The organism is Spirilliplanes yamanashiensis (assembly GCF_016863475.1).
Taxonomy (GTDB): domain Bacteria; phylum Actinomycetota; class Actinomycetes; order Mycobacteriales; family Micromonosporaceae; genus Spirilliplanes; species Spirilliplanes yamanashiensis.
Map to the genome: position 1 here is coordinate 117,731 of NZ_BOOY01000014.1, position 24,972 is coordinate 142,702.

General features: G+C 73.6%; 22 protein-coding genes and 1 pseudogene. 11 read left to right on the plus strand and 12 right to left on the minus strand.

The window, feature by feature from the left end:
- Nucleotides 1-48 precede the first annotated feature (48 nt).
- From pyrE to Sya03_RS10495, 3 genes are all read left to right on the plus strand, one after another.
- The gene (pyrE, locus tag Sya03_RS10485) at nucleotides 49-588 is read left to right on the plus strand and encodes an orotate phosphoribosyltransferase (protein WP_203938033.1); all 540 of its coding nucleotides are present in this window, start codon (nucleotides 49-51) and stop codon (nucleotides 586-588) included.
- Nucleotides 589-684: 96 nt separating this feature from the next.
- Nucleotides 685-1,026, plus strand: a complete 342-nt coding sequence (locus Sya03_RS10490; protein WP_203938034.1) for an ArsR/SmtB family transcription factor — start codon at nucleotides 685-687, stop codon at nucleotides 1,024-1,026.
- 67 nt (nucleotides 1,027-1,093) lie between these two features.
- The gene (locus Sya03_RS10495) at nucleotides 1,094-1,750 is read left to right on the plus strand and encodes a class II aldolase/adducin family protein (RefSeq protein WP_203938035.1); all 657 of its coding nucleotides are present in this window, start codon (nucleotides 1,094-1,096) and stop codon (nucleotides 1,748-1,750) included.
- Nucleotides 1,751-1,756: 6 nt separating this feature from the next.
- Here the strand turns inward: Sya03_RS10495 and Sya03_RS10500 are convergent, their stop codons facing one another.
- From Sya03_RS10500 to Sya03_RS10525, 6 genes are all read right to left on the minus strand, one after another.
- Nucleotides 1,757-2,887, minus strand: a complete 1,131-nt coding sequence (locus Sya03_RS10500; protein ID WP_203938036.1) for an RNA polymerase sigma factor — start codon at nucleotides 2,885-2,887, stop codon at nucleotides 1,757-1,759.
- Entirely contained in the window at nucleotides 2,884-3,291 is a 408-nt protein-coding gene (locus Sya03_RS10505) for a YciI family protein (protein WP_203938037.1), read from the minus strand. The genes Sya03_RS10500 and Sya03_RS10505 overlap by 4 nt, the downstream gene beginning before the upstream one ends.
- A gap of 142 nt (nucleotides 3,292-3,433) precedes the next feature.
- Nucleotides 3,434-4,174, minus strand: a complete 741-nt coding sequence (locus Sya03_RS10510; RefSeq protein ID WP_203938097.1) for a DedA family protein — start codon at nucleotides 4,172-4,174, stop codon at nucleotides 3,434-3,436.
- A gap of 112 nt (nucleotides 4,175-4,286) precedes the next feature.
- Nucleotides 4,287-6,788 (minus strand): polynucleotide kinase-phosphatase, encoded by a 2,502-nt coding sequence (locus Sya03_RS10515; protein WP_203938038.1) that lies wholly within the window; start codon nucleotides 6,786-6,788, stop codon nucleotides 4,287-4,289.
- Nucleotides 6,785-8,167 (minus strand): 3' terminal RNA ribose 2'-O-methyltransferase Hen1, encoded by a 1,383-nt coding sequence (locus Sya03_RS10520; RefSeq protein ID WP_203938039.1) that lies wholly within the window; start codon nucleotides 8,165-8,167, stop codon nucleotides 6,785-6,787. The genes Sya03_RS10515 and Sya03_RS10520 overlap by 4 nt, the downstream gene beginning before the upstream one ends.
- A 42-nt stretch (nucleotides 8,168-8,209) precedes the next feature.
- On the minus strand, nucleotides 8,210-8,407 hold the full coding sequence (locus Sya03_RS10525; RefSeq protein WP_203938040.1) for a hypothetical protein: 198 nt from the start codon (nucleotides 8,405-8,407) through the stop codon (nucleotides 8,210-8,212).
- A 204-nt stretch (nucleotides 8,408-8,611) separates the two neighbouring features.
- On the opposite strand from Sya03_RS10525, the gene fbaA reads away from it, so the two are divergent.
- Nucleotides 8,612-9,637 (plus strand): class II fructose-bisphosphate aldolase, encoded by a 1,026-nt coding sequence (gene fbaA, locus Sya03_RS10530; RefSeq protein WP_203938041.1) that lies wholly within the window; start codon nucleotides 8,612-8,614, stop codon nucleotides 9,635-9,637.
- A 96-nt stretch (nucleotides 9,638-9,733) separates the two neighbouring features.
- Complete coding sequence (locus Sya03_RS10535; protein WP_203938042.1) at nucleotides 9,734-10,258, plus strand: hypothetical protein; 525 nt, start codon at nucleotides 9,734-9,736, stop codon at nucleotides 10,256-10,258.
- Nucleotides 10,259-10,427: 169 nt separating this feature from the next.
- Here Sya03_RS10535 and Sya03_RS10540 read toward each other — a convergent pair whose 3' ends face one another.
- Nucleotides 10,428-10,670 (minus strand): hypothetical protein, encoded by a 243-nt coding sequence (locus Sya03_RS10540; protein ID WP_203938043.1) that lies wholly within the window; start codon nucleotides 10,668-10,670, stop codon nucleotides 10,428-10,430.
- A 91-nt stretch (nucleotides 10,671-10,761) separates the two neighbouring features.
- Between Sya03_RS10540 and Sya03_RS10545 the strand changes: the two genes are divergently transcribed.
- Nucleotides 10,762-11,520 (plus strand): RNA ligase family protein, encoded by a 759-nt coding sequence (locus tag Sya03_RS10545; RefSeq protein WP_239107305.1) that lies wholly within the window; start codon nucleotides 10,762-10,764, stop codon nucleotides 11,518-11,520.
- Between the two features lie 119 nt (nucleotides 11,521-11,639).
- Here the strand turns inward: Sya03_RS10545 and Sya03_RS10550 are convergent, their stop codons facing one another.
- The gene (locus Sya03_RS10550) at nucleotides 11,640-12,818 is read right to left on the minus strand and encodes an LOG family protein (protein WP_203938045.1); all 1,179 of its coding nucleotides are present in this window, start codon (nucleotides 12,816-12,818) and stop codon (nucleotides 11,640-11,642) included.
- Nucleotides 12,819-13,211: 393 nt separating this feature from the next.
- Here Sya03_RS10550 and Sya03_RS10555 point away from each other — a divergent pair, with 393 nt between their 5' ends.
- Nucleotides 13,212-13,628: a DUF3151 domain-containing protein gene (locus tag Sya03_RS10555; RefSeq protein WP_203938046.1), complete on the plus strand. Its 417-nt coding sequence runs from the start codon at nucleotides 13,212-13,214 to the stop codon at nucleotides 13,626-13,628.
- A 163-nt stretch (nucleotides 13,629-13,791) separates the two neighbouring features.
- Here the strand turns inward: Sya03_RS10555 and Sya03_RS31955 are convergent.
- A pseudogene (locus Sya03_RS31955) lies at nucleotides 13,792-14,712 on the minus strand (MinD/ParA family ATP-binding protein); the annotation flags it as partial.
- 2,316 nt (nucleotides 14,713-17,028) lie between these two features.
- Entirely contained in the window at nucleotides 17,029-17,997 is a 969-nt protein-coding gene (locus Sya03_RS10565) for a hypothetical protein (protein ID WP_203938047.1), read from the minus strand.
- Nucleotides 17,998-18,096: 99 nt separating this feature from the next.
- Between Sya03_RS10565 and Sya03_RS10570 the strand changes: the two genes are divergently transcribed.
- The 3 genes from Sya03_RS10570 to purD all read left to right on the plus strand — a co-directional run bounded on the left by Sya03_RS10570 (nucleotide 18,097) and on the right by purD (nucleotide 21,840).
- Nucleotides 18,097-19,383 carry an adenylosuccinate synthase gene (locus Sya03_RS10570; RefSeq protein WP_203938048.1) on the plus strand — a complete coding sequence of 429 codons (1,287 nt, stop codon included), beginning with the start codon at nucleotides 18,097-18,099 and terminating at the stop codon, nucleotides 19,381-19,383.
- A gap of 82 nt (nucleotides 19,384-19,465) precedes the next feature.
- Nucleotides 19,466-20,587 (plus strand): endonuclease domain-containing protein, encoded by a 1,122-nt coding sequence (locus tag Sya03_RS10575; RefSeq protein WP_203938049.1) that lies wholly within the window; start codon nucleotides 19,466-19,468, stop codon nucleotides 20,585-20,587.
- A gap of 11 nt (nucleotides 20,588-20,598) precedes the next feature.
- Nucleotides 20,599-21,840, plus strand: coding sequence for a phosphoribosylamine--glycine ligase (purD, locus tag Sya03_RS10580; RefSeq protein ID WP_203938050.1), 1,242 nt, complete (start codon nucleotides 20,599-20,601; stop codon nucleotides 21,838-21,840).
- A gap of 185 nt (nucleotides 21,841-22,025) precedes the next feature.
- On the opposite strand, the gene Sya03_RS10585 is transcribed toward purD, so the two are convergent.
- A complete protein-coding gene (locus Sya03_RS10585; RefSeq protein ID WP_203938051.1) occupies nucleotides 22,026-22,478 on the minus strand; it encodes an SCP2 sterol-binding domain-containing protein in 453 nt (150 codons plus the stop codon).
- Between the two features lie 294 nt (nucleotides 22,479-22,772).
- Here Sya03_RS10585 and purB point away from each other — a divergent pair, with 294 nt between their 5' ends.
- Nucleotides 22,773-24,200, plus strand: coding sequence for an adenylosuccinate lyase (gene purB, locus Sya03_RS10590; protein ID WP_203938052.1), 1,428 nt, complete (start codon nucleotides 22,773-22,775; stop codon nucleotides 24,198-24,200).
- A 32-nt stretch (nucleotides 24,201-24,232) separates the two neighbouring features.
- On the opposite strand, the gene Sya03_RS10595 is transcribed toward purB, so the two are convergent.
- Complete coding sequence (locus Sya03_RS10595; protein ID WP_203938053.1) at nucleotides 24,233-24,952, minus strand: S1 family peptidase; 720 nt, start codon at nucleotides 24,950-24,952, stop codon at nucleotides 24,233-24,235.
- Nucleotides 24,953-24,972 lie beyond the last annotated feature (20 nt).

A 24,972-nucleotide genomic window follows, 5' to 3' on the forward strand; every position in this document is an offset into this window, starting at 1 on the left:
AGCGGGGTGTCACATTGGCGCTTTTCTTTCCGCAGTACGCTTCACGCCATGACTGACCGCGACGACCTGCGTAAATTCATCACTGAATTGGCCGTCGTGCACGGCCGTGTCGTGCTTTCATCAGGGCGTGAGGCGGACTGGTACGTGGACCTGCGCCGCGTCACCCTCCAGCACGCGGCCGCCCCCCTGGTGGGGCGGGTGATGCTCGACCTGGTGGCCGACTGGGAGTTCGACGCGGTGGGTGGTCTCACCCTCGGCGCAGACCCGATCGCGCTGTCGATGTTGCACGCTGCATCCTCCACGGACCGCCGGCTGGACGCGTTCGTCGTCCGCAAGGCCGGCAAGGCCCACGGGCTGCAGCGCCGCATCGAGGGTCCGGACGTGGCGGGCCGCCGCGTCCTGGCCGTCGAGGACACCTCCACCACCGGTGGCAGTGTCCTGACAGCCGTCGAAGCGTTGCAGGAGGCGGGGGCTGAGGTCGTCGGCGTCGCGGTGATCGTTGATCGCGGTGCGGGTGAGGCGGTGCGGGCCGCCGGCCTGCCCTACCGATCGGCCTTCACGCTGGCCGATCTCGGCCTTACGGCCTGAAAGTTCGCCGGTTCGTCCCTGCGCATATGCAGGACAATCGATGCTGTACGTGAAGGATGGAGATCGATCGTGGGAACTGCGTTGGCGGAAATGACAATGCCTCAGATCTCGCCGCTGGCCGGCGAGCCAATCGAACGTGCCGACGCCGAGCGTCTGGCCGGGGTGCTCAAGGCACTCGCGGACCCGGCGCGGCTGCGGCTGCTGAGCCTCATCCAGTCCGCTCCGGAGGGTGAGGCGTGCGTGTGCGACCTCACGGCGCCGCTCGGGCTGTCGCAGCCCACGGTCAGCCACCACCTCCGGATCCTGACGGAGGCCGGCCTGCTCGAGCGCGAGAAGCGCGGCGTGTGGGCCTACTACCGGCTGGTGCCGACCGCGATCGCCACGATCGCGGACCTGCTCACCCCGCCGCGCAAGCGCGCCACCAAGAAGGCCCGCTGAGTTCAGCCGATCAGCTCGGCGTTCCCGCATGGGGCGGGACGCCGAGCCGATCAGCGGGGGTACGCGCATGAACTACGTCCCCGGTGACCTGCGGGACCAGCTCGCCCACGTCGGCTACGACGTGGTGCAGTCCGGCCTCGCGGTCGGCTCGGGCGGCAACCTGTCCGCCCGCGAGCCCGACGCCGACACCTGCTGGGTGACGGCCGCCGGCACCTGGCTCGACCGGCTCAGCCGGTCGGGTTTCGTGTCCGTCGGGGTCGCCGACGGCGAGCCGGTGCCGGTCCCGGAGCCCTACGGCGCCCGGTTCACCCGGCCCACCTCCGAGCTGGCGCTGCACCTGGCCGTCTACCGGGCGCGGCCGGACGTCAACGCGGTCGTGCACCTGCACCCGCAGACCGTCCTGCTGCTCGACGCGCTCGGCGAACGCATCCGCCTGGTCACCACCGACCACGCGTTCTACCTGCGCCGGGTCGCGACCGTGCCGTTCCGGCCGCCCGGCAGCATCGAGCTGGCCGGCCTGGCGGCGGGTGCCGTCGCCGACGGCACCGACTGCGTGGTGCTCAGCCGGCACGGCATCTGCGTCACCGCCGACTCGGTCGAGCTGGCCCACAAGCGGGTGCGCAACCTGGAGGAGGCCGCCCGCCTCACGTACGCGGCGCTGGTCGCGGGCCGGTCGCTGACCGACCTGCCGGACGACTTCCTCGACGGCCTGACCACCGTCTGACCTCCGTCACCGGCCGGGCCGGGAGTTCAGCCGGGCGGCCTGCCGGGTCAGGTGGTCGCGCTCGGCCAGGTTGGCCGCCTTCCGCGCCGCCTCGGCGTACAGCCGCGCCGCCGTCTGCACATCGCCGTCGCGTTCGTGCAGGTACGCCGCCACCGCGGCGTACCGGGGCAGCGCGGCGTCCAGCCCGGCGAGCGCGGCCAGCCCGGCGCGCGGCCCGTCGGCCTCGCCGACCGCCACCGCCCGGTTGAGCCGGACGACCGGGCTGTCGGTCAGGCGCGCCAGTTCGTCGTACCACTCGACGATCTGCACCCAGTCGGTCTCCGCGGCGGTGGGCGCGTCGGCGTGCAGGGCCGCGATGGCGGCCTGGGCCTGGAACTCGCCCAGCCGGTCGCGGGCGAGCGCCGTCTGCAGGATGCCGACGCCCTCGGCGATCAGCGCCGTGTCCCACCGGCCGCGGTCCTGCTCGGCGAGCGGCACGAGGCTGCCGTCGGGCGCGGTGCGGGCGGCGCGCCGCGCGTGGTGCAGCAGCATGAGCGCCAGCAGCCCCGCCACCTCCGGGTGGTCGATCGCGGCCGCGAGCTGCCGGGTGAGCCGGATCGCCTCGGCCGCCAGGTCGACCTCGCCGCTGTAGCCCTCGTTGAACACCAGGTAGAGGACGCGCAGCACGGTCGCCACGTCGCCGGGCTGGTCGAACCGGACGCCGGCGACGGTGCGCTTGGCCCGGCTGATGCGCTGCGCCATGGTGGCCTCGGGCACCAGGTACGCCTGGGCGATCTGCCGGGTGGTCAGGCCGCCCACGGCGCGCAGCGTGAGCGCCACCGCCGAGGCCGGCGTCAGCGACGGGTGCGCGCACAGGAAGTACAGCTGCAGGGTGTCGTCGGTGCCGGACACCGGCCCGGGCGGCGGCTCGGCGGACTCCTCCCGCCGGCGCCGGGCCGTCTCCGCCCGGGCGGCGTCGAGGAACTTGCGCCACGCCACCGTGACCAGCCAGCCCTTCGCATCGCGCGGCGGGTCGTCCGGCCACGACCGCACCGCCTCGACCAGCGCGTCCTGGACGGCGTCCTCGGCCGCCGCGAAGTCGGCTCCGCGGCGGACGAGGACCCCGATCACCTGGGGCGTGAGCTCCCGGAGGTTCATTCCGTGACGGTGGGCGGCAGGCTGAGGAAGGGGCGCAGCTCCAGCCACTCGTGCAGCGGCTTCCCGCCCGCCCCGGGGGCCGCCGACAGCTCCCCGGCCAGCTCGACGGCGCGGTCGTAGCTGTCGACGTCGATCACCATCCAGCCGGCGATGAGGTCCTTGGTCTCGGCGAACGGGCCGTCGGTGACCGGCGGGCGTCCCTCGCCGTCGTAGCGGACCCAGGTGCCCTCCGGGGCCAGCGCCTGGCCGTCGACGAACTCGCCGGTCTTCTCCAGGCGGTCGGCGAAGTCGCTCATGTACCGCATGTGCGCCGAGACCTCCTCGGGCGTCCAGTGGTCCATCGGCACGTCGTTGACCGCCGCCGGGGCGCCGCGGTAGTGCTTGAGCAGCAGGTACTTGGCCATCGTCGTTCTCCTCGGTGCAGGGGCGACGACCCATTCTGGCCGCCGTTCGCCCCGGGGACGGAGCCGGCCGCGGGTTCTCGACATCGCCGCGGAAAGAAAAAACAGGCCCCGCCGGCGGCGGGGCCTGTCGTGTGGACGGCGGTCAAGAGCGGTGCTGGTCCGCCGGCTCGTCCTCGAAGGTCTCGGCGGCGGCCTCGGCCATGCCGGCGACCGTGGCGGCCGCGACCACGCCGACCGCGGTGGTCAGCCGCTCGCTGCGCTTCTTCTTCCGCTCGCGGTACATCTCGATGAGGATCGGCAGCACCGAGACGAAGACGATGAGCACGACCACCGGCAGGATGTAGCGGTCGATCTTGTCGCCGACGGCGGCAGCGATGCGCTCGGCGAGGAAGTAGCCGACGAGGATGATGCCGTCGGTCCACAGGATCGCGCCGACGACGTTCCAGAGCAGGAACTTCTTCGCGTCCATGCCGAGCACGCCCGCGACCGGGTTGAGGAATGTGCGCACGATCGGGATGAAGCGCGCCAGCACGACGGCCTTGGCCGGGCCGAACTTCTCGAAGTAGTACTCGGCCTTCTCGACGTACTCCTTCTTGAACAGCCGGGAGTTCGGCTTCTCGAACATCTTGCGGCCGTAGCGCGCGCCCAGCCAGTGGCCGAGCTGGGCGCCGACGATGGCGCAGATCGGCGCGCCGATCAGCAGGCCGGGCAGCGACAGGGTGGCGCCGATCAGCGCCTCCGCCACCGGCGACGCGGCGACGCCGGCGAGGAACAGCAGCGAGTCCCCGGGAAAGAAGAAACCGACCAGAAGGCCGGTTTCCGCGAAGAGGATCGCCCAGATGCCGTAGAGCCCGACCGTCTGGATCAGCTCCTTCGGGTCCATGGGGTTCAGGGCGAGCTGGTCGGTGATGGCCTGCTTCGTGTCCACGACGAGACAGGGTACCGGCCCGGTCTGTGGTGGGGCCGTGGCCTCGCTGAGGTGGCCACGGCCCTGCTCACAGGCGCGGGTCGACCGGCTCGGACTCGCAGGCGAGGACCGCGAACACCAGCTCGTGGACGCGCCACGTCGCCTCGCCCGCCGCCCACCGGTCCAGCGCGGCCAGGCCGAGGCCGTGCTCGCGCAGCGCCAGCGACCGCTTGCGGCCCAGGTTGCGGTCGCGCAGCGCGGCCAGCTGATCGGGGCGGGTGTACTCGGGGCCGTAGATGATCCGCAGGTACTCGCGGCCGCGGCACTTCACCCCGGGCTGGATGAGGCGGCCCTTCGCGTCGGTCGCGGCCAGGCCGGCGTACGGCTTGACCACCATGCCCTCGCCGCCGGCCCCGGTCAGCTCCAGCCACCAGTCCGTGGCGGCCCGCTCGGCGTCCGGGTCGGCCAGGTCCACGACCATCCGCCGGGTCGGCGTGAACAGCTGCGGGTCGGCCGCCACCAGGGCGTCGGCGCGCTCCAGGTGCCAGCCGTGGTCGCGGCCCGCGAAGCTGACGCCGTCGCCGGCGAGGATCGCGAACGGGGCCAGCGTGACGCCGTCCAGCCCGGTCGTGGGGCGCACGTACGCCTGGTACGCGGCCGTGTAGGCGGCGACGTCGGCGGCGCGGGCGGCGAAGCGGTCGCGCAGCGCGCCCACGTCGAGGCCGCGCCCCGCCGCCGCGTCCAGCACCGACAGCGCCGCGGGCAGCGCCGCGCGGGCCGCCGCCCCGACGCCCGCGTACTGGTCGCGGATCAGCTGGCCCGCCTTGGCCGACCACGGCAGCAGCTCGGCGTCGATGAGCAGCCGGTCGACGCCCAGCTCGGTGAACAGGCCGGCGGCGGCGGCGCGCACCCGGTCGAGCAGCGCCGCGTTCAGGGCCGGGTCGGCGAAGAACGGCCGGCCCGTGCGGGTCCAGATCGCCGAGCGCGCCGGGTCCCGGCCGACCAGCACCACCGCGCGCGAGCCCATGTGCTTCTCCTCGCACACGACCGTGCCGGCGCCCGCCGCACGCAGGTCCGCGAACGCCGACGCCGGGTGCTCCAGGTAGCCGTCCAGCGTCGAGGTCGAGCACGGGGCCATGGTCGGCGGCAGCCACACCAGCAGCTCCGGGTCGATCGCGAACCGGCTCATCACCTCCAGGGCGGCGGCCGAGTTCTCCGCGGCGATCGTGGCCCTGCCGTAGCCGTAGTCGAGGAACCGGCGGCCGGTGACGTCGGCCAGGTCCAGGCCGTCGGCCGGGCGCGGCGCGGCCTCGGGCACCAGCGGGCGGGCCGGGGCGTACCACTCGCGCTGCGCCGGGACGCTCACCAGCTCCTTCGACGGGTAGCGCAGGGCGGTCAGGGCGCCGCCGAACACGCAGCCGGTGTCGATGCAGATGGTGTTGTTGACCCACTCCGGCTTCGGGGTGGGCACGTGGCCGTACACGACCGTGGCACTACCGCGGTAGTCCCGCGCCCACGGGTAGCGCACCGGCAGCCCGTACTCGTCGGTCTCGCCCGTCGTCTCGCCGTACAGGGCGAAGGAGCGCACCCGACCGGACGCCCGGCCGTGGTACGCCTCCTTGAGGCCGGCGTGGGCGACCACCAGGCGGCCGCCGTCGAGCACGTAGTGCGAGACCAGGCCGTCGATGAACGCCGCCACCTCGGAGGTGAACGCCTCGTCCTCGCGGCCCAGCTGCTCCAGCGTCTCCGGCAGGCCGTGGGTGAGCTGCACGTCGCGGCCGCGCAGCTTGCGCAGCAGCTTGTTCTCGTGGTTGCCCGGCACGCAGATGGCGTGCCCGGCCGCCACCATGCCCATGACCAGGCGCAGCACGCCCGGCGAGTCGGGCCCGCGGTCGACCAGGTCGCCCACGAACACCGCGGTGCGCCCCTCGGGGTGCACGGCGTCGACGAGCCGCCCCGCGCCGTCGCGGGCCAGCTCGTAGCCGAGCCGCTCCAGCAGCAGCTCCAGCTCGGCGCGGCAGCCGTGCACGTCGCCGATGATGTCGAACGGGCCGGTGACGTCCCGCTTGTCGTTGAACAGCTTCTCGTAGGTGATCGTGGCGTCGTCGATGTCCGCGCCGCGCAGCACGTGCACCGTGCGGAAGCCCTCGCGGCCGAGCCGGCCCAGCGAGCGGCGCAGGTCGCGGCTCATCCGGGTCAGCACCTGGCGGCCGAACGTGCGGTCCGGGCGCGCCTCGGTGCGCTCCCAGGCCACCGACTCGGGCACGTCCAGCACGATGGCGACGGGCAGCACGTCGTGCTCGCGGGCCACCTTGACGAGGCCGGCGCGGGCGTGCGGCTGCAGGTTGGTGGCGTCGACGACGGTCAACCGGCCCGCGGCCAGCCGCTTGCCCGCGACGTAGTGCAGCACGTCGAAGGCGGCGGCCGACGCGGACTGGTCGTTCTCGTCGTCGGCGACCATGCCGCGGAAGAAGTCGCTCGACAGCACCTGGGTCGGTGCGAAGTGCCGGCGCGCGAACGTGGACTTGCCCGACCCGGAGACGCCGACGAGCGCCACGAGGGCCAGCTCGGGGATGGCGATGGCGGTCATGCCGACTCCTTCCGGGTCGTGAACAGGGCGAGCTGGGTGGGGGCGCCGAGGGCGGGGTCGTCCTCGCCGACGCCGCGGAACTCCACCGCGTAGCCGTGCGCGGCGGCGACCCGGTGCGCCCAGTCCTGGAACTGCGCGCGGGTCCACTCGAACCGGTGGTCCGGGTGGCGCATGCCGGTCAGGCCCTCGTACCGGGCGTTGAACTCGACGTTCGGCGTGGTGACGACGACCGCGCCCGGGCGGGCGTGGCCGAACACGGCGGCCTCCAGCGCGGGCAGCCGCTCCGGGTCGAGGTGCTCGATCACCTCCATCAGCACGGCCGCGTCGAAGCCGCGCAGCCGGTCGTCGCGGTACGTCAGCGCCGACTGCCACATCTGCACCCGGTCGCGCTGCCGCTCGGGCAGCCGGTCCAGGCGCAGCCGGCGCTCGGCCGTCGCCAGGGCCCGCGACGACACGTCGGTGCCGACGATCTCGGTGTACCGGCGGTCCCGCATCAGGTCGCCGAGCAGCGCGCCCTGGCCGCAGCCCAGGTCGAGCACGCGGGACGCGCCCGTCTGCGCCAGCGCGGCCAGCACCGCCTCGCGGCGCAGCGCGTTCAGCGGCCGCTTGGGCTCCGCGGGCCCGTCGTCGACGCTGTCCGGCTCCGCGGCCTCGTCCACCGGCAGCCGCGCCAGCGCCGAGTCGGCCAGGGCGCGGCGGTGCGCCAGGTAGCGCCGGATGATGAGGTGCCGCTCCGGGTGGTCGGCCAGCCAGCCCTCGCCCGCGCGCAGCAGCTTCTCGATCTCGTCGGGCGCCACCCAGTAGTGCTTCGCGTCGTCGAGGACGGGCAGCAGCACGTACAGGTGGTTGAGGGCGTCGGCGAGGCGCAGCGTGCCGGTCAGCGTCAGGTCGACGTAGTTGCTGTCCCCGGCCAGCGGCGACGCCGGGTCCGGGTCGAGCGGCAGCACCACCGCCGACACCTGCCAGCCCAGCGGCGCGAACAGGGCGTCGGCCAGCGCCGCGCCGCCGCGGCAGCGCACCACCGGCACCCGGATCTCCAGCGGGATCGGCGTGCCGGCCAGCTCGGGGCGGTCCCGCGAGTCACCGCGCAGCGCGGTGCGGAACACCCGCGACAGCGCGGCGGCGAGCAGGCTCGACGCCGCGTACGGGCGGTCGTTGACGTAGCGGCCCAGCACGAACGCGTCCGGGCGGCCCTTCAGCCGCAGCGGGTCGACGTCCAGCAGGAGCGCCGCGGTGCAGCGCTGCTCGTCCGCCTCGGGGAACACCACGTGCGCCGTGCCCGTGGACACGTCGAACGCGTGGGCCCGGCCGGGGTGTTTGACCAGCAGGTATCCCAGGTCCGTGGCCGGGCCGTGGGTGGTCGTGACGGTGAGCAGCACCGCAGCATGATCCCAGCCCGGCCCCGATCAGGGGGACCGGTTTTACCGGTACTCGTCCTCCAGCTGCACCACGCGGGACTGCTCGGCGGCGTCCCACTCGGGCGCCTCCATGTCCTGCGAGACCACCGCGTCGTCCCAGCTGGGGTCGGCCGGCACGCGCTGCTCGGCGGCGTCGGCGTCGGGCGCCTCCAGATCACGCTCGTCCGGGATGGTCAGGTCGAGATCCTCGGGCTGGGTCATCGTCGACTCCCTCGCGCGTAGTGGGCCCTTCCACCGTACGGCCCCCGCGGGCGTTCCCGGGGTCGTACGCTCTGGCCCGGGTTATCCGCCCGCGACCGTGCCCAAACAGCCGGACCGATTTCCGGCGGACCGGGGGACTGCGGAATACTGCCTGCTTGGAGACAGCGCGGTCCCGTCCCACAGCTCGAGCAAGGAGCATTTTCGATGCCCATCGCATCCCCTGAGGTCTACGCCGAGATGCTGGACCGCGCCAAGAACGGCGCGTTCGCGTACCCGGCGATCAACGTGACGTCCTCGCAGACCCTGAACGCGGCCCTGCAGGGCTTCGCGGAGGCGGGCAGCGACGGCATCATCCAGATCTCCACCGGCGGCGCCGAGTACGTGTCCGGCCCGACCGTGAAGAACATGGTCAGCGGCTCGGTCGCGCTCGCCACGTTCGCGCACGAGGTGGCGAAGAACTACCCGATCAACGTGGCGCTGCACACCGACCACTGCCCGAAGAACAAGCTCGACGGCTTCGTCCGCCCGCTGCTGGCCATCTCGGCCGACCGGGTGAAGAACGGCCAGGCGCCGCTGTTCCAGTCGCACATGTGGGACGGCTCGGCCGTGCCGCTGGACGAGAACCTGCAGATCGCCGAGGAGCTGCTCGCCCTCACCTCGGCCGCGCACATCATCCTCGAGATCGAGGTCGGCGTGGTCGGCGGCGAGGAGGACGGCGTCTCCGCCGCCATCGACGACAAGCTGTACTCGACCGTCGAGGACGGCCTGGCCACCGCCGCCGCCCTGGGCACCGGCGAGAAGGGCCGCTACATGACGGCCCTGACCTTCGGCAACGTGCACGGCGTCTACAAGCCGGGCAACGTCAAGCTGCGCCCCGAGATCCTCAAGGAGATCCAGGAGGCCGTCGGCGCCAAGGTCGGCAAGGACAAGCCGTTCGACCTGGTCTTCCACGGCGGTTCGGGCTCGCTGCTGTCGGAGATCCACGGCGCCCTGGACTACGGCGTGGTGAAGATGAACATCGACACCGACACGCAGTACGCGTTCACCCGCCCGGTCGTCGACCACGTCATGAAGAACTACGACGGCGTGCTGAAGATCGACGGCGAGGTCGGCAACAAGAAGGCGTACGACCCGCGCGCCTGGGGCAAGCTGGCCGAGAACGGCCTGGCGAAGCGCGTCGTCGAGGCGTGCGAGCACCTGCGCTCGACGGGCACCTCGCTCTCCAAGTAAGACCCTTCGTCACGGCCGGTCACCCATCGCGGTGACCGGCCGTGTTCGTACCCGCCTGGCCGCGGTCGCTACGATCGTCCGGTTGGGAGGTGGGCCGTGCTCGGCATCGAGGGGTACGACCCTCAGTGGCATCACGACGCCGACGTGCTCGCGGCCGCCCACCGCCACCGCTTCTCCCGCATTATCGGCCGCGAGCTGCTGGCCGGCTGGCTGATGTGGGACGTCAGCGAGCGCGGCTGGTTCGCGGACGGCCCGGTGGTGCTCGGCTTCGGCGACACCAACGTCGAGATCACCCACCGCAAGTTCGACGAGTGCGCCATCACCTGGGACCAGGTCGACATGAGCGCCCCCATCGACTGGTACGGCACCGGCATCCAGCTCGACTGGCGCGCCGACCCCCACGCGGCGCTGCGCGGGGCCCGGGGCAGGGTGCTGCGCCAGGTCAACGTCGTCGAGCGCATCACCCCGGCCGAGTGGCGGCCGCGCATGCTGCACGCCGTCGAGTTCCTCTTCGAGGGCGCCCGGCTGGCCGTCTACAACGCGATGGACGAGAACGGCCTCGACGCGCTGCCCGAGGCCGACCTGCCCGTCACGTCGTGGCGCCGGGTCCGGGTCGCCTGACCGTCAGTCCCCGTCCCCGTCGCCCCACGCGCCCGGTTCGCGGCCTGTCGAACGTCCGGCGCCGGTACGCATGAGGAGCGCGAAGACGGCGACGATGCCGGCGACCACGATCCAGAACTCCATGCCGACCACCTCCCTGGGCGCAGTGTGGGGCACCCCCGCCACCGGCTCAGTTGCCGCCGCCCCCGCCGCCGCAGCTGCTGCCACCGCCGCAGCTGCTGCCGCCGCCGCTGTCGCCGCCCCATCCGCTGTCGCTGCCCCAGTTGCCGTCGCCGCCGCCGTGCGAGCCGGTGTACCAGTGGTGCCCGCGCCGCCCGTCCCGGCTGCTGCCCCGGCTGCTGTTCCGCCGCGCGCTGGCGACCGCCACCACCAGCACGACGACCACGAACGCCCCGAAGATCGCCATCTCCATCGCGACCACCTCCCTCTCCCGTGGCCGCAGTGTGGGGCATGCGCGCAAAAGGCTTTGCCGGCGGTGGCGAGGCGTCGCTTCAATGATCGGCATGGATCTCCGTGCGCTCGACCTGGCGGCGCTGAACTCGCTGACGAAGTACCCGTCCATCCCGACGTACCACGCGCTCGACCCGCGCACCGGCGGGCTGCTGGACGAGACCGTCGCGTTCACCGGCCCGGTGGTCCTCACCGAGAAGGTCGACGGCACCAACGCCCGCATCGTGCAGCTGCCCGGCGGCGACTGGCTCATCGGCTCGCGCGAGGAGCTGCTGCACGCCCGCGGCGACCTCATCCACAACCCGTCGCAGGGCATCGTCGACGCGCTGCGCCCCGTCGCCGAGGCGCTGCCGCCGGCAGCGGCGCTGCGGGTGTGGTTCCTGGAGCTGTACGGCGGCAAGATCGGCGGCGCGGCCCGGCAGTACACCGCCGACCCGGCCCGCTTCGGGTGGCGGCTGTTCGACGCGTTCGAGACGGCAACGCCCGCCCTGGACCGGACGCCGCAGCAGATCTCCGCGTGGCGCGACGCCGGCGGCCAGCCCTACCTGCCGGAGGACGCCCTGACGGCGCTCGGCGCGGACGCCGGCCTCACCCTGACGCCGCGACTGGCCACGATGGACGCCGCCGACCTGCCCACGTCCGTCGACAAGACGCGGGCGCTGCTCGGCGACCTGCTGCCCGCCACCCGGGTCGCGCTCGGCGGCGCCCCGGCGGGCCGGTCGGAGGGCGTGGTGCTGCGCACGCCGGACCGCTCGGTCATCGCGAAGGCCCGGTTCGCCGACTACGACCGCACGCTGAAGCGCCGCCGCTGACGACCGGTCAGGCGGTGCCCTGGGGGCCGTCGTCGCGCCGGGTGCCACCCTGCTCGGCGACGACTTCCGGTGCGGGCGTCGTGCCGTAGCCCAGCAGCACCGCTACCACCGTCACGTCGTCAATGTGTCAGCACGTCGACGGCCTCGTCGAGGGAGTCGGTGACGACCACCAGGCCGGACTGGTCGCCGTGCGGCGACGTCGCCAGCAGCGGCCGCAGCAGCGCCGCCACCGGCAACGCCGCCCAGTGCTCCACCCCGAGGAACACGAACGGCCCCGACGGCCCGTCCGTGGCGTAGAACGTCTTCGTCGCCGCCTGGAACACCTCCTGCACCGTGCCCGCCCGCCCCGGCGCGAACACGATGCCGCCCCGCGACAGCCGCAGGATGGAATCCTCGCGCACCGCGTTCGAGAAATACTTCCCGATGCGCCCGGCGAACAGATTCGCCGGCTCGTGCCCGTACAGCCACGTCGGCAACGCCAGGCCGCCGTGCGCCAGATCACTGCCCGCCGGGTACGCCCGCCGCACGTCGAGCGCCGCCCGGGTGAAAGGCTCGTGGTCGGCGAAGTGCGGCGCCAGCGCCAGCGCGTCGATGGCGGCGTCCAGCTCGTCCGCGCCCCGGTCGCTGAAGTACCCGCCGAGGTTCGCCGCCTCCATCACCCCGGGCCCACCCCCGGTGACGATCAGCCGCCCGGCCCGCGCCAACCGCCACGCCAGCGTCGCCGCCATCCGGTACGCCACACTGCCCCGCGGCTCCGCATGCCCACCCATGATCCCGACCGCCCCGGCCGGCCCGTGCGCCCGTACCCACGAGGTCAGATCGCCCGCGAGGGCGTTGTCGATGCCGGCGTCGTGCAACCGTTGCGCGAGCGCCTCCCGCAGGTCGGGCGCCGCACCCCCGTGCCGCACGAAATGGTCGAACACCACGGTGTCGTACATCCCGGCGAAGCCGTGCCGGTCGAACCCGGCACTCAACTCCTCCGGCGTGTACAGATGCGCCGGATGCGTCGGATACGGCAACTCGTCGAACGGCGGCACGACGTGCGCCCCCCGCCGCACCACCTCCGCCTCGGCGTCCGCCGACCCGAACCGGCACCCGACGAACAACGTCTCCGTCAGGTCGACCCCGCCCAGATCCTCGAAGATGTCGATGCCCTGCACGGTGAGCCCGGCCAGCGACCGGTTCTTGAGATGCACGGCGAGCTCGTCGTGGGACTCGACCTCCGTGGGGGTGCTGTCCCCGGCGTCGGGGTCGTAGAGGGGCCGGAGCGGATCATGGGAAGCTGACACGAGCCCCATTGTGGCGCGTCCGGCAACGGGCAGCGGGGTCCTGCCGGGCCGTTGCCGGCCCTTCCTTGGCCCTGCCCTGGTGCTTCGTTGGCTGCACCCTGTGCTTTCCTCGGCCCTGCATCGAGTCTTTTTCGGGCCCGCCCTCAGCCCTTCTCGGCCCTGCCTGGGCTTTCCTCGGTCTCACCTTGGGATTTCTTGGCCGTTGCCGGGGGCCTTGCCGGCCTTTTCCCGCCGGGCCTTCGCCGCTGCCCTCGCTGGGTCTTCCCCTTCTCCGGGCTCCTCCCGGCCCCCGGTCCGTTTCGGGCCCTATCCAGCCCGGGCGTGCTCCTGGACCCTTACTCCCGGCCCGCCGCCGGGGCGGCCTGGGACTAGAACCGCCGGCCCCGGTGGTTGGATATGACCATGCAGAACCTGTTGCCTGAGCCGCCGGCCACCCACCTGCCCGCCGATCCCGCCGCGGACGCCCTGGCCGACGCGGCCAAGGCCGACACCGACGAGGCGTACGCCGCCGTCGCCGGGCAGCACCCCACCTCCAGCGCCGCCTGGGGCGCCCTGGCCCGCCGCGCGCTGGCCGCGGGCGCACCGGTCACCGCCTACGCGTACGCCCGCACCGGCTACCACCGCGGCCTCGACCAGCTGCGCCGCAGTGGCTGGAAGGGCCACGGCCCGGTCCCGTGGTCGCACGAGCCGAACCGCGGCTTCCTGACGGCGCTGCACGCGTTGTCGTTGGCGGCGGCCCAGATCGGCGAGTCGGACGAGGCGGCGCGCTGCGCCCAGTTCCTCCGCGACTGCGACCCGGCGGCCGCCGACGCCCTCTGACCACCGCCCCGCGCTGGGCGGCCTTGCCCGCGCTGGGCGGCCTTCCCCGCGCTGGGCGGCCTTCCCCGCGCTGGGCGGCCTTCCCCCGACCGCCTCGTCAGCCCGAGCCAACTCGTCCGGCCGTCGGCGGCCCGCTTCCTGCGATGCGGGCCGCGACGGCGGCCTACAGGCCCTCGGCGACCGCGGCGGCGATCTTGAGCCAGGCGTCCTTCGTCGCCGACGAGAGCTGCCCGTAGCGCAGCGGTTCGCCGGAGTCGAGCAGCTTCTCGTAGGGCGCCAGGAGCACCCCGCGGGTCCGCGCCGCGAAGTGGCGCTGGATCGCCGGCAGGTCGATGCCCTTGTTCGTCGACGGCATCGACACCACGCTGATCGCCTGCCGCACGAGCCGCTGACGGCCGCTCTGCTCCAGATGGTCGAGCATCCGGGCGGCCGTCTCCGCGGAGTCGTTCCGCGCCGACATGCTGACCACCAGCTGGTCGGTCGCGTCCATGGCGGCCTGCCAGTTCTGTGCCCGCACGTTGTTGCCGGTGTCCACGAAGATCAACTTGTAGAACCGGCTCACGACCTCGCGAATCTCCCCGAACGCGTTCGCCGTCAGCATCTCGCCCGCGGTCGCCGACTCGTCGGACGCGAGCACGTCGAACATGCCCTCGCCCTGCGCCCGCACGTACTGCGACACCTCACCGATGCGCCCGTGCGACCGGAACACGTGCATGTCCCGCATCAGGTCCCGCACCGTGCGCGAGTGGAAGTCCTGCTGCGCCCGCATGCCGAGCGTGCCCTGAGTTTCGTTGTTGTCCCAGGCCAGCACGTACCCGCCGCGGTTCTGCCCGAAGGTCATCGCCAGCAGCAGCACGGCCACCGTCTTGCCGGCGCCACCCTTGGGGTTGACCACCGTGACCTGCCGCAGCCCGCCGAAGTTCCGGCGCACCTTGTCGATGTCGCGCTTGTGCTCCATCTCCCGCCGGCTCGGCGGCAGCTTGGGCATGAGCGGGATCTTGTTGAACGCGGCCCGCGCGCCCTCCTGCGCCACCGGGTCCGCGGGCTTGACGAGCCGCCGCCGCAGGAACTCGTCGGCGGTCGGCGCCTCGCGGTCCGTCCACACGGGTTGCTGCAGGTCGAACGGCTCCGGCGACCGGTTCGGGTCACCGTCCGGACCGGTCTCGGACAGCGACGGGTACGCAGGGCCGTAGTCCGGTCCGGGCCCGGGCATCGGGCCCGGCTGGGGTCCCGGCTGGGGCGGGTACGGGCCCGGCGGGATCTGCTGCCACTGCGGTTGCTGCTGCGACTGCGGGAGGCCGCCGTCCAGATGCGGCGGCAGGTTGGGCTGCGGTGGCAGAGGCTGCGGCGGCAGGTTGAGCTGCGGCGGCATGTTCGGCTGCGGCGGCATCGGCTGCTGCTGGGGTGCCGGCGGCTGTGGGCCGTGCTGGTACGGCTGAGGCGGATACGGCCCGGGTGGTGTGGCCTGGTGCGGCGGTGGCGTGGGCTGCTGCGCCCCCGGGCCGGGAGGTGTGGGCTGGTGCGGTCCCGGGCCGGGTGGTGGGGACTGGTGCAATTCCGGACCAGGCGGTGTCAGAGGGCCGGCCCACTGTCCGGGGCCGGAGCCTTGCCCCGGGAACGTAGGCACCGCGTCGGGCCCGGGCATCGGTCCCGGGCCGGAGTTCGCACCTGAAATGGGGACCGGCGGCAGGGGCTGGCCGTTTCCGGGACCCTGACGAGGGCCCTCAGCCCCCTGCGCCGGAACCTCGTTCGGGCCCGGCCCTGACACCGGTTCGCCACCGAGCGACGGCCGCGGTCCGCGAGCGCCGTCGGCGGCCGCGGACGGACCGGGTCCAGGCCCATGCGGCAGGCCTGGTGCGAGCGCAGGGCTCGGCCCCGGCGGCAGGTGAGCACCGGCCGCGGGGCGGGACTCGGGCGCCGGGCCAGGGATCGGCCCCGGCGTCGGGCTCGGTGCGGTGGTCCGGGGCGGATCCGGCTGGTCGGCGTCCGGCCCGCCGGGTCGACGGGACAGCGGCGGCACGTCGGCGGCGTCGGGCAGAGGACCGCGTGGGCCGGGGCGGAACACCTGACCCTCCGTCGTCCCGTCGCGGCCGATCGGGGCCGACTGGCCGGTGGCGGCGTTGCCCGAGGTGGCGCCGTCGCCAGCGCGGCGCGGCGTGACCGTGGGGTAGTACGTCAGCGGTTCGCCGAGGATGGGCTCGGGCCGCAGCGCCGGCGAGACCGGCTTGTCGACATCGGGCGCCCGATCGCCGGAGTCCGTCTCGCGGGCGGGCCGCGGCGGCATAGCCCACGGCGACTTCGGCGCCACGGCGAGATTTCCGTCGGGCGGTGAGTCCGCTCCGTCGCCCTTCTCGGCGTCGGTGGCGGCGGGCTGGGCATCATCGGCGTGGTGCCGGCCGCGTCCCGCCGATCCCTGTGCATCGGCGCGGTCCGACGGCGACTCCGCCGCCCATGCACCCAGACCGCCGGCGTCGGGACTTGCGCCGTTGAGCGGTGCCGGGCCGCGCTGGGCCGGGGTGGCGTCGTCAGCGCTCGCCGCCGCCGAAGCGCGCGCCACGTCGGGTGCCGCCGGGCCGGTGGGGACTGCGTCGGCTTTCGCGGGGGCGCTGTCGGGGCGGGCGGCGGTCAGGTTGGGCCAGGCGACCGTCGGCGGGTCGATGCTCGCCCTGAGCGCGTCCGCGGCGGTGTCGCTGCGCGGCGGCATCGCGACCGGGTCCACAGGGGTCAGAGGCCCTGGCGGCGCCGGGTGCGCCACCGGCGGCGGGGGCGGATACGGCCCGGGTGGTTGCGGACCGACCGCCGGGCCGGGCGGTCCGAACGACTGCGGACCCTGCTGGTGCGGCGGCGCAGGCGGGCCGTACTGCGGTCCCGGCGCCGGCTGCGTCTGATGCGGCGGGGTCCATTGCTGGGGACCGGCTTGGTGGGGTGCGATCTGGTGCGGCGTGGCCCACGGCGGGCCCGGCTGCTGGACCGGCGGGGACTGCCACTGCGGCACAGGCGGCTGCGGGCCCGGTGGCGGCCCCGGCGGGGCCGGCTGCGGCGGCGTGACGCTCGGCTGTGGACCGTGCGTGGCCGGAGGCGCGTACTGGTGCGGGATCTGCGGCGCGGGCGTCGGCATGGTCGGCACCACCGACGGTGGGGGCGCGACGAGCGGCGGACCGTCCGGGCGAGACTGGTCGGTGCGCTGGCCGGGCGGCATCCAGGCGTTCGGGTTGGGGCGGGCGCGCTGCGGGCTGGGGGCCTCGAGCTCCTCCGGCGGCCAGAACGGCTCCACGTCGCGGGTGGGCTGTGCCGGTGGCTGGTTGTGCGGGACGTAGACCCGGTCCCCGTACTCGTCCGTCACGTTCCCCACCTCCATCGACGCCCCATACCGTCCGCTGAAGCCTGACACAGCCGGTCGTCAGGCGTACACCGCCCAAGCGCCGGGTTCCGTCCACCATGATCGTTTGCGGGTGGTGGTGCCCGCGACCCCGTCGTCGAGGAACTGCAGCTCACCGTCGCGGGGGAGCACCGCCGCGGCGCGGCCACGGGCGCGGCGCACCTCGACGCGGACCCGGGGCTTGCGGAAGAGCCGGTTGACGACCACCGGGACCGCCACCGCGACCTCGACTTTGCCGTCGGTCGGGTCGCCGTCGGTGAGCAGCGGCAGCCCGTCGAACGTGGCGTAGCCGCCGGCGTTGCCGACCACGCACGCGAGCAGCGGGTCGGCGCCGTCGGACAGGACGGCATCGTCCACCTCGACGCGCCCGCGCCACGGTACCGCCCGGCCGGCGTCGTCGCTGCCCCCGAGCAGGGCGCCGTCGAGGGTCACCGAGCCGCCGTCGTTGCGCAGCAGGTCGAGGCGCCGCACCGTGCCGGTGAGCACCGCCGCGGCGACGGCGGCCGGTGCGGTGGGCAGGCCGAGCTGGCGTACCAGGGGAGTGCCCGCCGGGTCGAGCGGTAGCACGGCCAGTGGGGGCAGGTCGGGGACGGTGCGGTTCTCGGCCAGGTCGGCGGGGCGCTTCGAGGGCGCCGGGGCGTACCGACGGACCAGCCGGCGCACGACGGCGCGGAGCTGGCCGTCGGTGGCGGCGGCCACGATGAGCCGGGCCTTGCTGTCCGGGTCGGGCCAGGTCAGGCCGTCGGACCGGGCCGGGCCGTCGAACCGGGCGAGGGCCGCGTCGATGTCGGCGTCCGAGCCGGCGGTGACGGTCTCGACCCGCGCGCCGGCGGCGACGAGCGCATCCGCGCAGGTCAGGACGGGTACGCGGGGTTTGCAGTCGACTGCCTCGGGGGCTTCGTCACCGCCGCATCCGCCGCAGCCTCCACCGGTGCCGCACGCGTCGGGCGCGGGGCCCTCCCGCAGCGACACGATCACCACGTCGAACACGGCGGCGGCTCTCCTCTTGGTCTTGTTAGCCTGTGGCATCGGGCTCGCCATCTGGTCGCCACCTGGCGCCCGGGCCCCGGACAGGCGGTTACGAACAAGATGCCAGGGATCGTGCTCATCGGCGCTCAGTGGGGTGACGAGGGCAAGGGCAAGGTTACCGACCTGCTGGGCGAGCGGGTCGACTACGTCGTGCGCTACTCGGGCGGGAACAACGCCGGCCACACGGTGGTGACACCGGACGGGCAGAAGTACGCGCTGCACCTGATGCCGTCCGGGGCGCTGTCGCCGTCGGCGATGATCGTCATCGGCAACGGCGTGGTCATCGACCCGAAGGTTCTGCTCAGCGAGATCGACGGGCTCACCGAGCGGGGCGTGGACGTCTCCCGCCTGCGGATCTCGGGCGACGCGCACCTGATCATGCCGTACCACCGCAGCTCCGACGTGGTCGTCGAGCGCTACCTCGGCAAGCAGAAGATCGGCACGACGGGCCGGGGCATCGGTCCCGCGTACGGCGACAAGGTGGCGCGCACCGGCATCCGCGTGCAGGACCTGCTCGACCCGGGCATCCTGCGCAAGAAGATCGAGCTGGTGCTGCGCGACCGCAACCAGGTGCTGGCCAAGGTCTACAACCGCAAGGCGTTCGACGTCTCCGCGGTCACGGACGAGTACCTCGCCTACGCCGAGCGGCTGCGGCCCTACATCGCCGAGACGCGCGCGATGCTCTGGGACGCGCTCGACGCGGGCAAGATCGTCCTCATGGAGGGCGCCCAGGCCACCATGCTCGACATGGACCACGGCACCTATCCGTTCGTGACGTCCTCCAACCCGACCGCGGCCGGCGCCTGCGTCGGCGCGGGCGTGCCGCCGACCGCCATCAACCAGGTCATCGGCGTCTCCAAGGCCTACACCACCCGGGTGGGCTCGGGGCCGTTCCCGACGGAACTGCACGACGAGGCGGGCGAGCACCTGCGCAAGACGGGCGGCGAGTACGGCACCACGACCGGGCGGCCGCGCCGCTGCGGATGGTTCGACGCGGTCATCGCGCGCTACGCGGTGCGGCTCAACGGCATCACCGACCTGGTGGTCACCAAGCTCGACATCCTGTCGGGCCTGGAGAAGGTGCCGATCTGCGTCGGGTACGAGATCGACGGCGAACGGCACGACGACATGCCGATGACGCAGACGTCGTTCCATCACGCGACTCCGATCTACGAGTACCTGGACGGCTGGTGGGAGGACATCTCCAAGGCCCGCACCGAGGCCGAGCTGCCGGAGAACGCGCGCAAGTACATCGCGCGGATCGAGGAGCTCGTCGGTACGCGGGTCTCGGTGGTCGGGGTGGGTCCCGGCCGCGACGAGAATGTCATCCGGCACCCGCTGCTCTGAGAGTTATCCACAGGTCCGGGTTATCCACAGGCTTGTCCACAGGGCTGTCGCCGGTCTGCGGCGGTGGGCCAGAGTCTCCGGCATGGACACCCACACGTTCCTCCGGAGCGTCGCCCACCGCCAGGACGGCGTCGTCACCCACGGTCAGGCGCTCGCCGCCGGCGTGCCCGAGCACGAGATCGGCACCCTCTGCCTGACCGGGCGCTGGGTGCCGCTCGCCGAGCTGGTCTACTCGGTCGACCGCTCCGTCGTGGTGTCGCGCCGGGCCCGTGTCCGGGCGGCGGTGCTGTCGCTCGGGCCGGGGGCTGTCGCAGTCCTCGAGACGGCGGCCGAGCTGCACGGCATGGCGGGCCCGCAGGTCACCGACACGATCTACGTAGCCGTCCGGTCCGCGACCGGCAGCCGGGGCCGGCGGGGTATGCCTCCCGGCCGCCTGCCCATGGGCGGTCACGCGGCCGCGCCGGCGCCGCACGCCGGGCCACCGGGGCCGAGGTCCGCCGATCCGGCAGGGCTCCGGCCCGCGACCCGCAATGGCGGGACGTCTCCTCGCCCGCACCGGCCCGGTCCTGCCAGCCGGGTGCTCGCGCCGGCCGTCGGCGGCGCCCGGTTGCAGGTCATGCGCGGGCCGATCGCGCCGCACGAGGTGCACGCCGTCGCCGGGATCGCCGTCACCAGCCCGGTGCGCACCGCCGCCGACCTGCTGCTGCGCCTGCCGCGCTACCCGGCGGTCGCGATGCTCGACGACGGGCTGCACCGCGGTCTCCTCACCGCCGAGGCGCTCGCGGGCGTCCCGGCGATGATCACCGGACGGACCGGGGCGCCCGCCGCGCGGCGGCACATCGCCGAGGCGGACGGGCGGGCGCAGTCGCCGCTCGAGACCCGCGTGCGGCTGCGGTGCGCCGACGGCGGCCTCGTGCCGGACGAGCTCCAGCACGTCGTCCGTGAACCGGACGGGCACATTCTCGCCGTCGCCGACCTCGCCTGGCTGCGTGCCGGCGTGCTCGCCGAGGCCGACGGCATCGGCCCGCACGAGGGGCCCGACGCCGTGTACAGCGACCGGTGGCGGCAGAACTCGCTGGCCAACGCCGGTTGGCGGGTGCTGCGGTTCACCTGGACGGACACGTTGCGTGCCGACTACATCCCGTCCCAGGTACGGGCGGCGCTGAGCTGTCCCGTCGGGCCGATCACCGCGGCCGGTCGGTAGGATCGCCGGTCGTGCGCGTACTTCTGATCGGTTCCGGCGGGCGGGAACACGCCCTCGCTGTCGGCCTCGCCGCCGACCCCTCCGTCGAGCTGCTCGTCGCGGCTCCCGGCAACCCCGGCATCGCCCAGGTCGCCGAGCTGCGTGACGTCGCCGTCGCCGACCCGGCCGCCGTCGCGGCGCTCGCCGTCGAGCTGGCCGCCGACCTGGTGGTGATCGGCCCGGAGGTGCCGCTGGTCGCGGGCGTCGGCGACGCCGTGCGCGCCAAGGGCATCGCGGTGTTCGGCCCGTCCGCGGCGGCCGCGCAGCTGGAGGGCTCGAAGACGTTCGCGAAGGACGTCATGACGGCCGCCGGCGTGCCGACCGCGCGCAGCTTCACCTGCACCACGCCCGAGGAGGCTGAGCGGGCGCTGGACGCGTTCGGCGGGCCGTACGTGGTGAAGAACGACGGCCTCGCCGCCGGCAAGGGCGTCGTGGTGACCGAGGACCGCGCGGCCGCGCTGGCGCACGCCGCCGACTGCGGGCGGGTCGTCATCGAGGAGTACCTCGCCGGCCCCGAGGTCTCCCTGTTCGTCGTCACCGATGGGACGGCGGCGGTGCCGCTGCTCCCGGCGCAGGACTTCAAGCGGGTCGGCGACGGCGACGCGGGCCCGAACACCGGCGGCATGGGCGCCTACGCGCCGCTGCCCTGGGCGCCGGACGGGCTCGTCGAGCAGGTCATGGCCGAGACCGTCGAGCCGACGCTGGCGCAGATGCGCGAGCGCGGGACGCCGTTCTCCGGCCTGCTGTACGTGGGTCTCGCCATCACCGCCGGCGGGCCGAAGGTGATCGAGTTCAACGCGCGGTTCGGCGACCCCGAGACCCAGGTCGTGCTCGCGCTGCTGGAGAGCCCGCTCGGCGAGCTGCTGCGCGCGGCCGCGACGGGCACCCTGGCCGCGCACCCGCCGCTGCGGTGGCGCGACGGCAGCGCCGTCACGGTCGTGGTGGCGAGCCACAACTACCCCGGCACCCCGCGCACCGGCGACGTCATCACCGGCGCCGAGCGGCCCGGTGTGCTGCACGCGGGCACCGCGCGGCGGGCGGACGGGGCACTGGTGTCGGCGGGCGGCCGGGTGCTGTCCGTGACCGGCACCGGCGCCGACCTGGCGGCGGCGCGGGCTGCGGCGTACGCGCTGGTGGCGGGCGTGCAGCTGGACGGCTCGCACCACCGGACGGACATCGCGCTGGCGGCGGCGGAAGGCCGCATCAAGCTCTGATCCGCGCGGCTCGCCGAGACCGACGGACCCACGAGCGGTGAGCTGAGCGGCGTCGGCCGCGTGGCGCGGCGTGCCGCGCCCGGCGGCAGCGTGGCGCGGCGTGCCACGCCCGGCGGCTGCGCGCGAGAGGTTCCGCCCGTGGCGGAGCCGGCCAGGCCGGCTCCGCCGTGACAGGCGTCAGGTCGTCAGGCCTTCGGGATGTCGAACAGCTTGGCGATGTTGGCGGCCAGGCCGAGGTCGCCCTTCGCCTTCACCTTGCCGGTCATGAACATCATCATCGGGTTGCCGTCGCCGGAGACGACCTTCAGGAAGTCGACCGACGACAGCGACAGGGCCAGCTTCGGCTCGCGGACCGGCTCTTTGTTGACGGTGCAGGTGCCGTCCTCGATGACCGTCTCGTAGGTGTCGGCGCCGCCGCCCGGCTTGTCCGTCAGGTTCCAGTGGATGACCGTCCTGGTGTCGCCGGCCTTGTCGGCGCGGAACAGCGTCGGCATCCGGTTGAAAACCTCGTCGAGGATCGTGGTCCGCGAGGGGGACTGCATGACCTCGGCGATCTTCGAGTCCGGAGTGGACTTCACCAGCTGGGCGAACTCCTTGGGCCCGATGGAGGCGAGCGACTCGGGGCTGAATTCAGTCATTATGGACCTTTCGACACGATCGCAGATACCTACTCGCGCGTAACTTTAGCGATGACCGGCGTAGCGCGCAGTTGTCGACACCGATCACGCCGCCCAGTTTGCTGGCACCCGCCGCGCCAGGCACCGCCGGGCACCACCGGCGACCACAGCCGGGTGCCGCCGGGCGCCGCCGGGTCGCTGCCAGCCGACGGAAACGCCCCGCCGGTCCACCGAGCATGACCCGCCCAGACCAGGCGACGAGAGCCCCGTCACGCCCCCCACCAGCCCATCCACCCCCCATGGAACAATCGCGCCGTGACTTCGACCATCCCCAACGTCCTCGCCTCCCGCTACGCCTCCACGGATCTCACCGCCCTCTGGTCGCCCGAGGAGAAGGTCCGCATGGAGCGCCGCCTGTGGATCGCCGTCCTCAAGGCGCAGCGGGACCTCGGCGTGGCGTTGCCGGACGGGGTGGTCGAGGCGTACGAGGCGGTCGTCGACAACGTCGATCTCGACAGCATCGCGCGGCGGGAGCGGGTCACCCGGCATGACGTGAAGGCGCGGATCGAGGAGTTCAGCGAGCTCGCCGGTCACGAGCACATCCACAAGGGCATGACCTCGCGGGACCTGACCGAGAACGTCGAGCAGCTGCAGATCAAGGCGAGCCTGGAGCTGATCCGCGACCGGGTGGTGGCGACGCTGGCGAAGCTGGCGCAGCGCGCGATCGAGTATGACGGCACCGTCATGACGGGGCGCAGTCACAACGTCGCCGCGCAGGCCACGACGCTGGGGAAGCGGTTCGCGAGTGCGGCGGAGGAGCTGCTCATCGCGTACGAGCGGATCGATGATCTGTTGCGGCGGTATCCGTTGCGGGGGATCAAGGGGCCGGTCGGGACGGCCGCGGATCAGCTGGACCTGTTCGACGGGGACGCGGAGAAGGCCGCCGAGCTGGAGCGGAAGGTGGCCGCGCACCTCGGGTTCGAGCGGGTGCTGACCAGTGTCGGGCAGGTGTACCCGCGCAGCCTCGATTTCGACGTGCTGAGCGCGCTGGCGCAGACGGTGGCGGCGCCGAGCAGCCTGGCGACGACGATCCGGCTGATGGTGGGGCAGGAGCTGGCCACCGAGGGCTTCAAGCCGGGCCAGGTGGGGTCGTCGGCGATGCCGCACAAGATGAACACCCGGTCCAGTGAGCGCGTCAACGGGCTCGCCGTGATCGTGCGCGGGTACCTGTCGATGGTCGGGGAGCTGGCCGGCGACCAGTGGAACGAGGGCGACGTGTCGTGTTCCGTGGTGCGCCGGGTGGCGCTGCCGGACGCGTTCTTCGCCGCGGACGGGCTGTTCCAGACGTTCCTGACCGTGCTCGACGAGTTCGGCGCGTACCCGGCCGTGATCGAGCGCGAGCTCGACCGGTTCCTGCCGTTCCTCGCGACCACCAAGATCCTCGTCGCGGCCGTGCGCCGCGGGGTGGGGCGCGAGGTCGCGCACGAGGTCATCAAGGAGCACGCGGTCGGGGTCGCGCTGGCGATGCGGGAGAAGGGCGCCGCCGACAACGACCTGTTCGACCGGCTCGCCGCCGACGGCCGCCTGGGGTTGTCGCGCGCCGAGATCGACGCGCTCGTCGCGGACCGGTCGGCCTTCGTGGGCGCGGCGCCCGCGCAGGTGCAGGCCGTGGCCGCGCGGGTCGCCGCCGTGGTCGGCGACAACCCGCAGGCCCAGGGGTACGCCCCGGCCCCGATACTCTGACGTCCCGGGGCCCCCGGAGACACAGGTGAGGATCAGACCCCGGCGACGCTCCTGATCCACGCCCGGTTGGCGGCCACGCTGCCGTAGTACTGCTTGCTCTCGCCGTCCGCTGTGGACGCGACGCCCACCTGCGTCCCGGCGTAGAACTGCGGGCCGCCGGAGTCGCCGGACCAGGCGTTGCCGGTGATGGCCTCGCTCTCGATGGCGGGGCCGCCCAGGTAGTCGGTCTTCGCCGGGTCGCCGACGTCGGTGATCTCCACCGACGCGGTCTTCAGGACCTCCGAGGAGCCGCAGCCGGAGAAGCAGGTGGCGCCCCAGCCGAACAGGCTGCTGGTGGCGGCGACGGGCGGGTCGGCGTCGGCGAGCCGCACGGGGGTGACGGTGACCGGGATGGCGAGGCGCATCAGCGCCAGGTCGTACTGCTTGACGGTCTCCACGACCGGGGTGACCGTGCCGCCGGACGTGCGGTCCAGGCTGCCGGTGCGCACGTTCATCGTGCCGACGTCGCAGTGTGCGGCGGTCAGCACCCACGTGGGCGCGATCACCGTGCCGGTGCAGCGGAAGAAGTCGCCGTAGCCGTCGTGGGCGTCGCCGCCGACCGCGGCGGCCCAGGGGGCGCCGGACGCGACGTCACCGCCGATGATCCTGGGGGTGGCGCCGTCCGGGTCATTCGTCACCGCCCAGGCGGTGGTCGACGAGGCGGCGGCGAGAACGAGGGCGGTGGCCAGCGTCGCGGTGGTCCGGATACGCACGCAGGGCTCCTTCCAGGAGG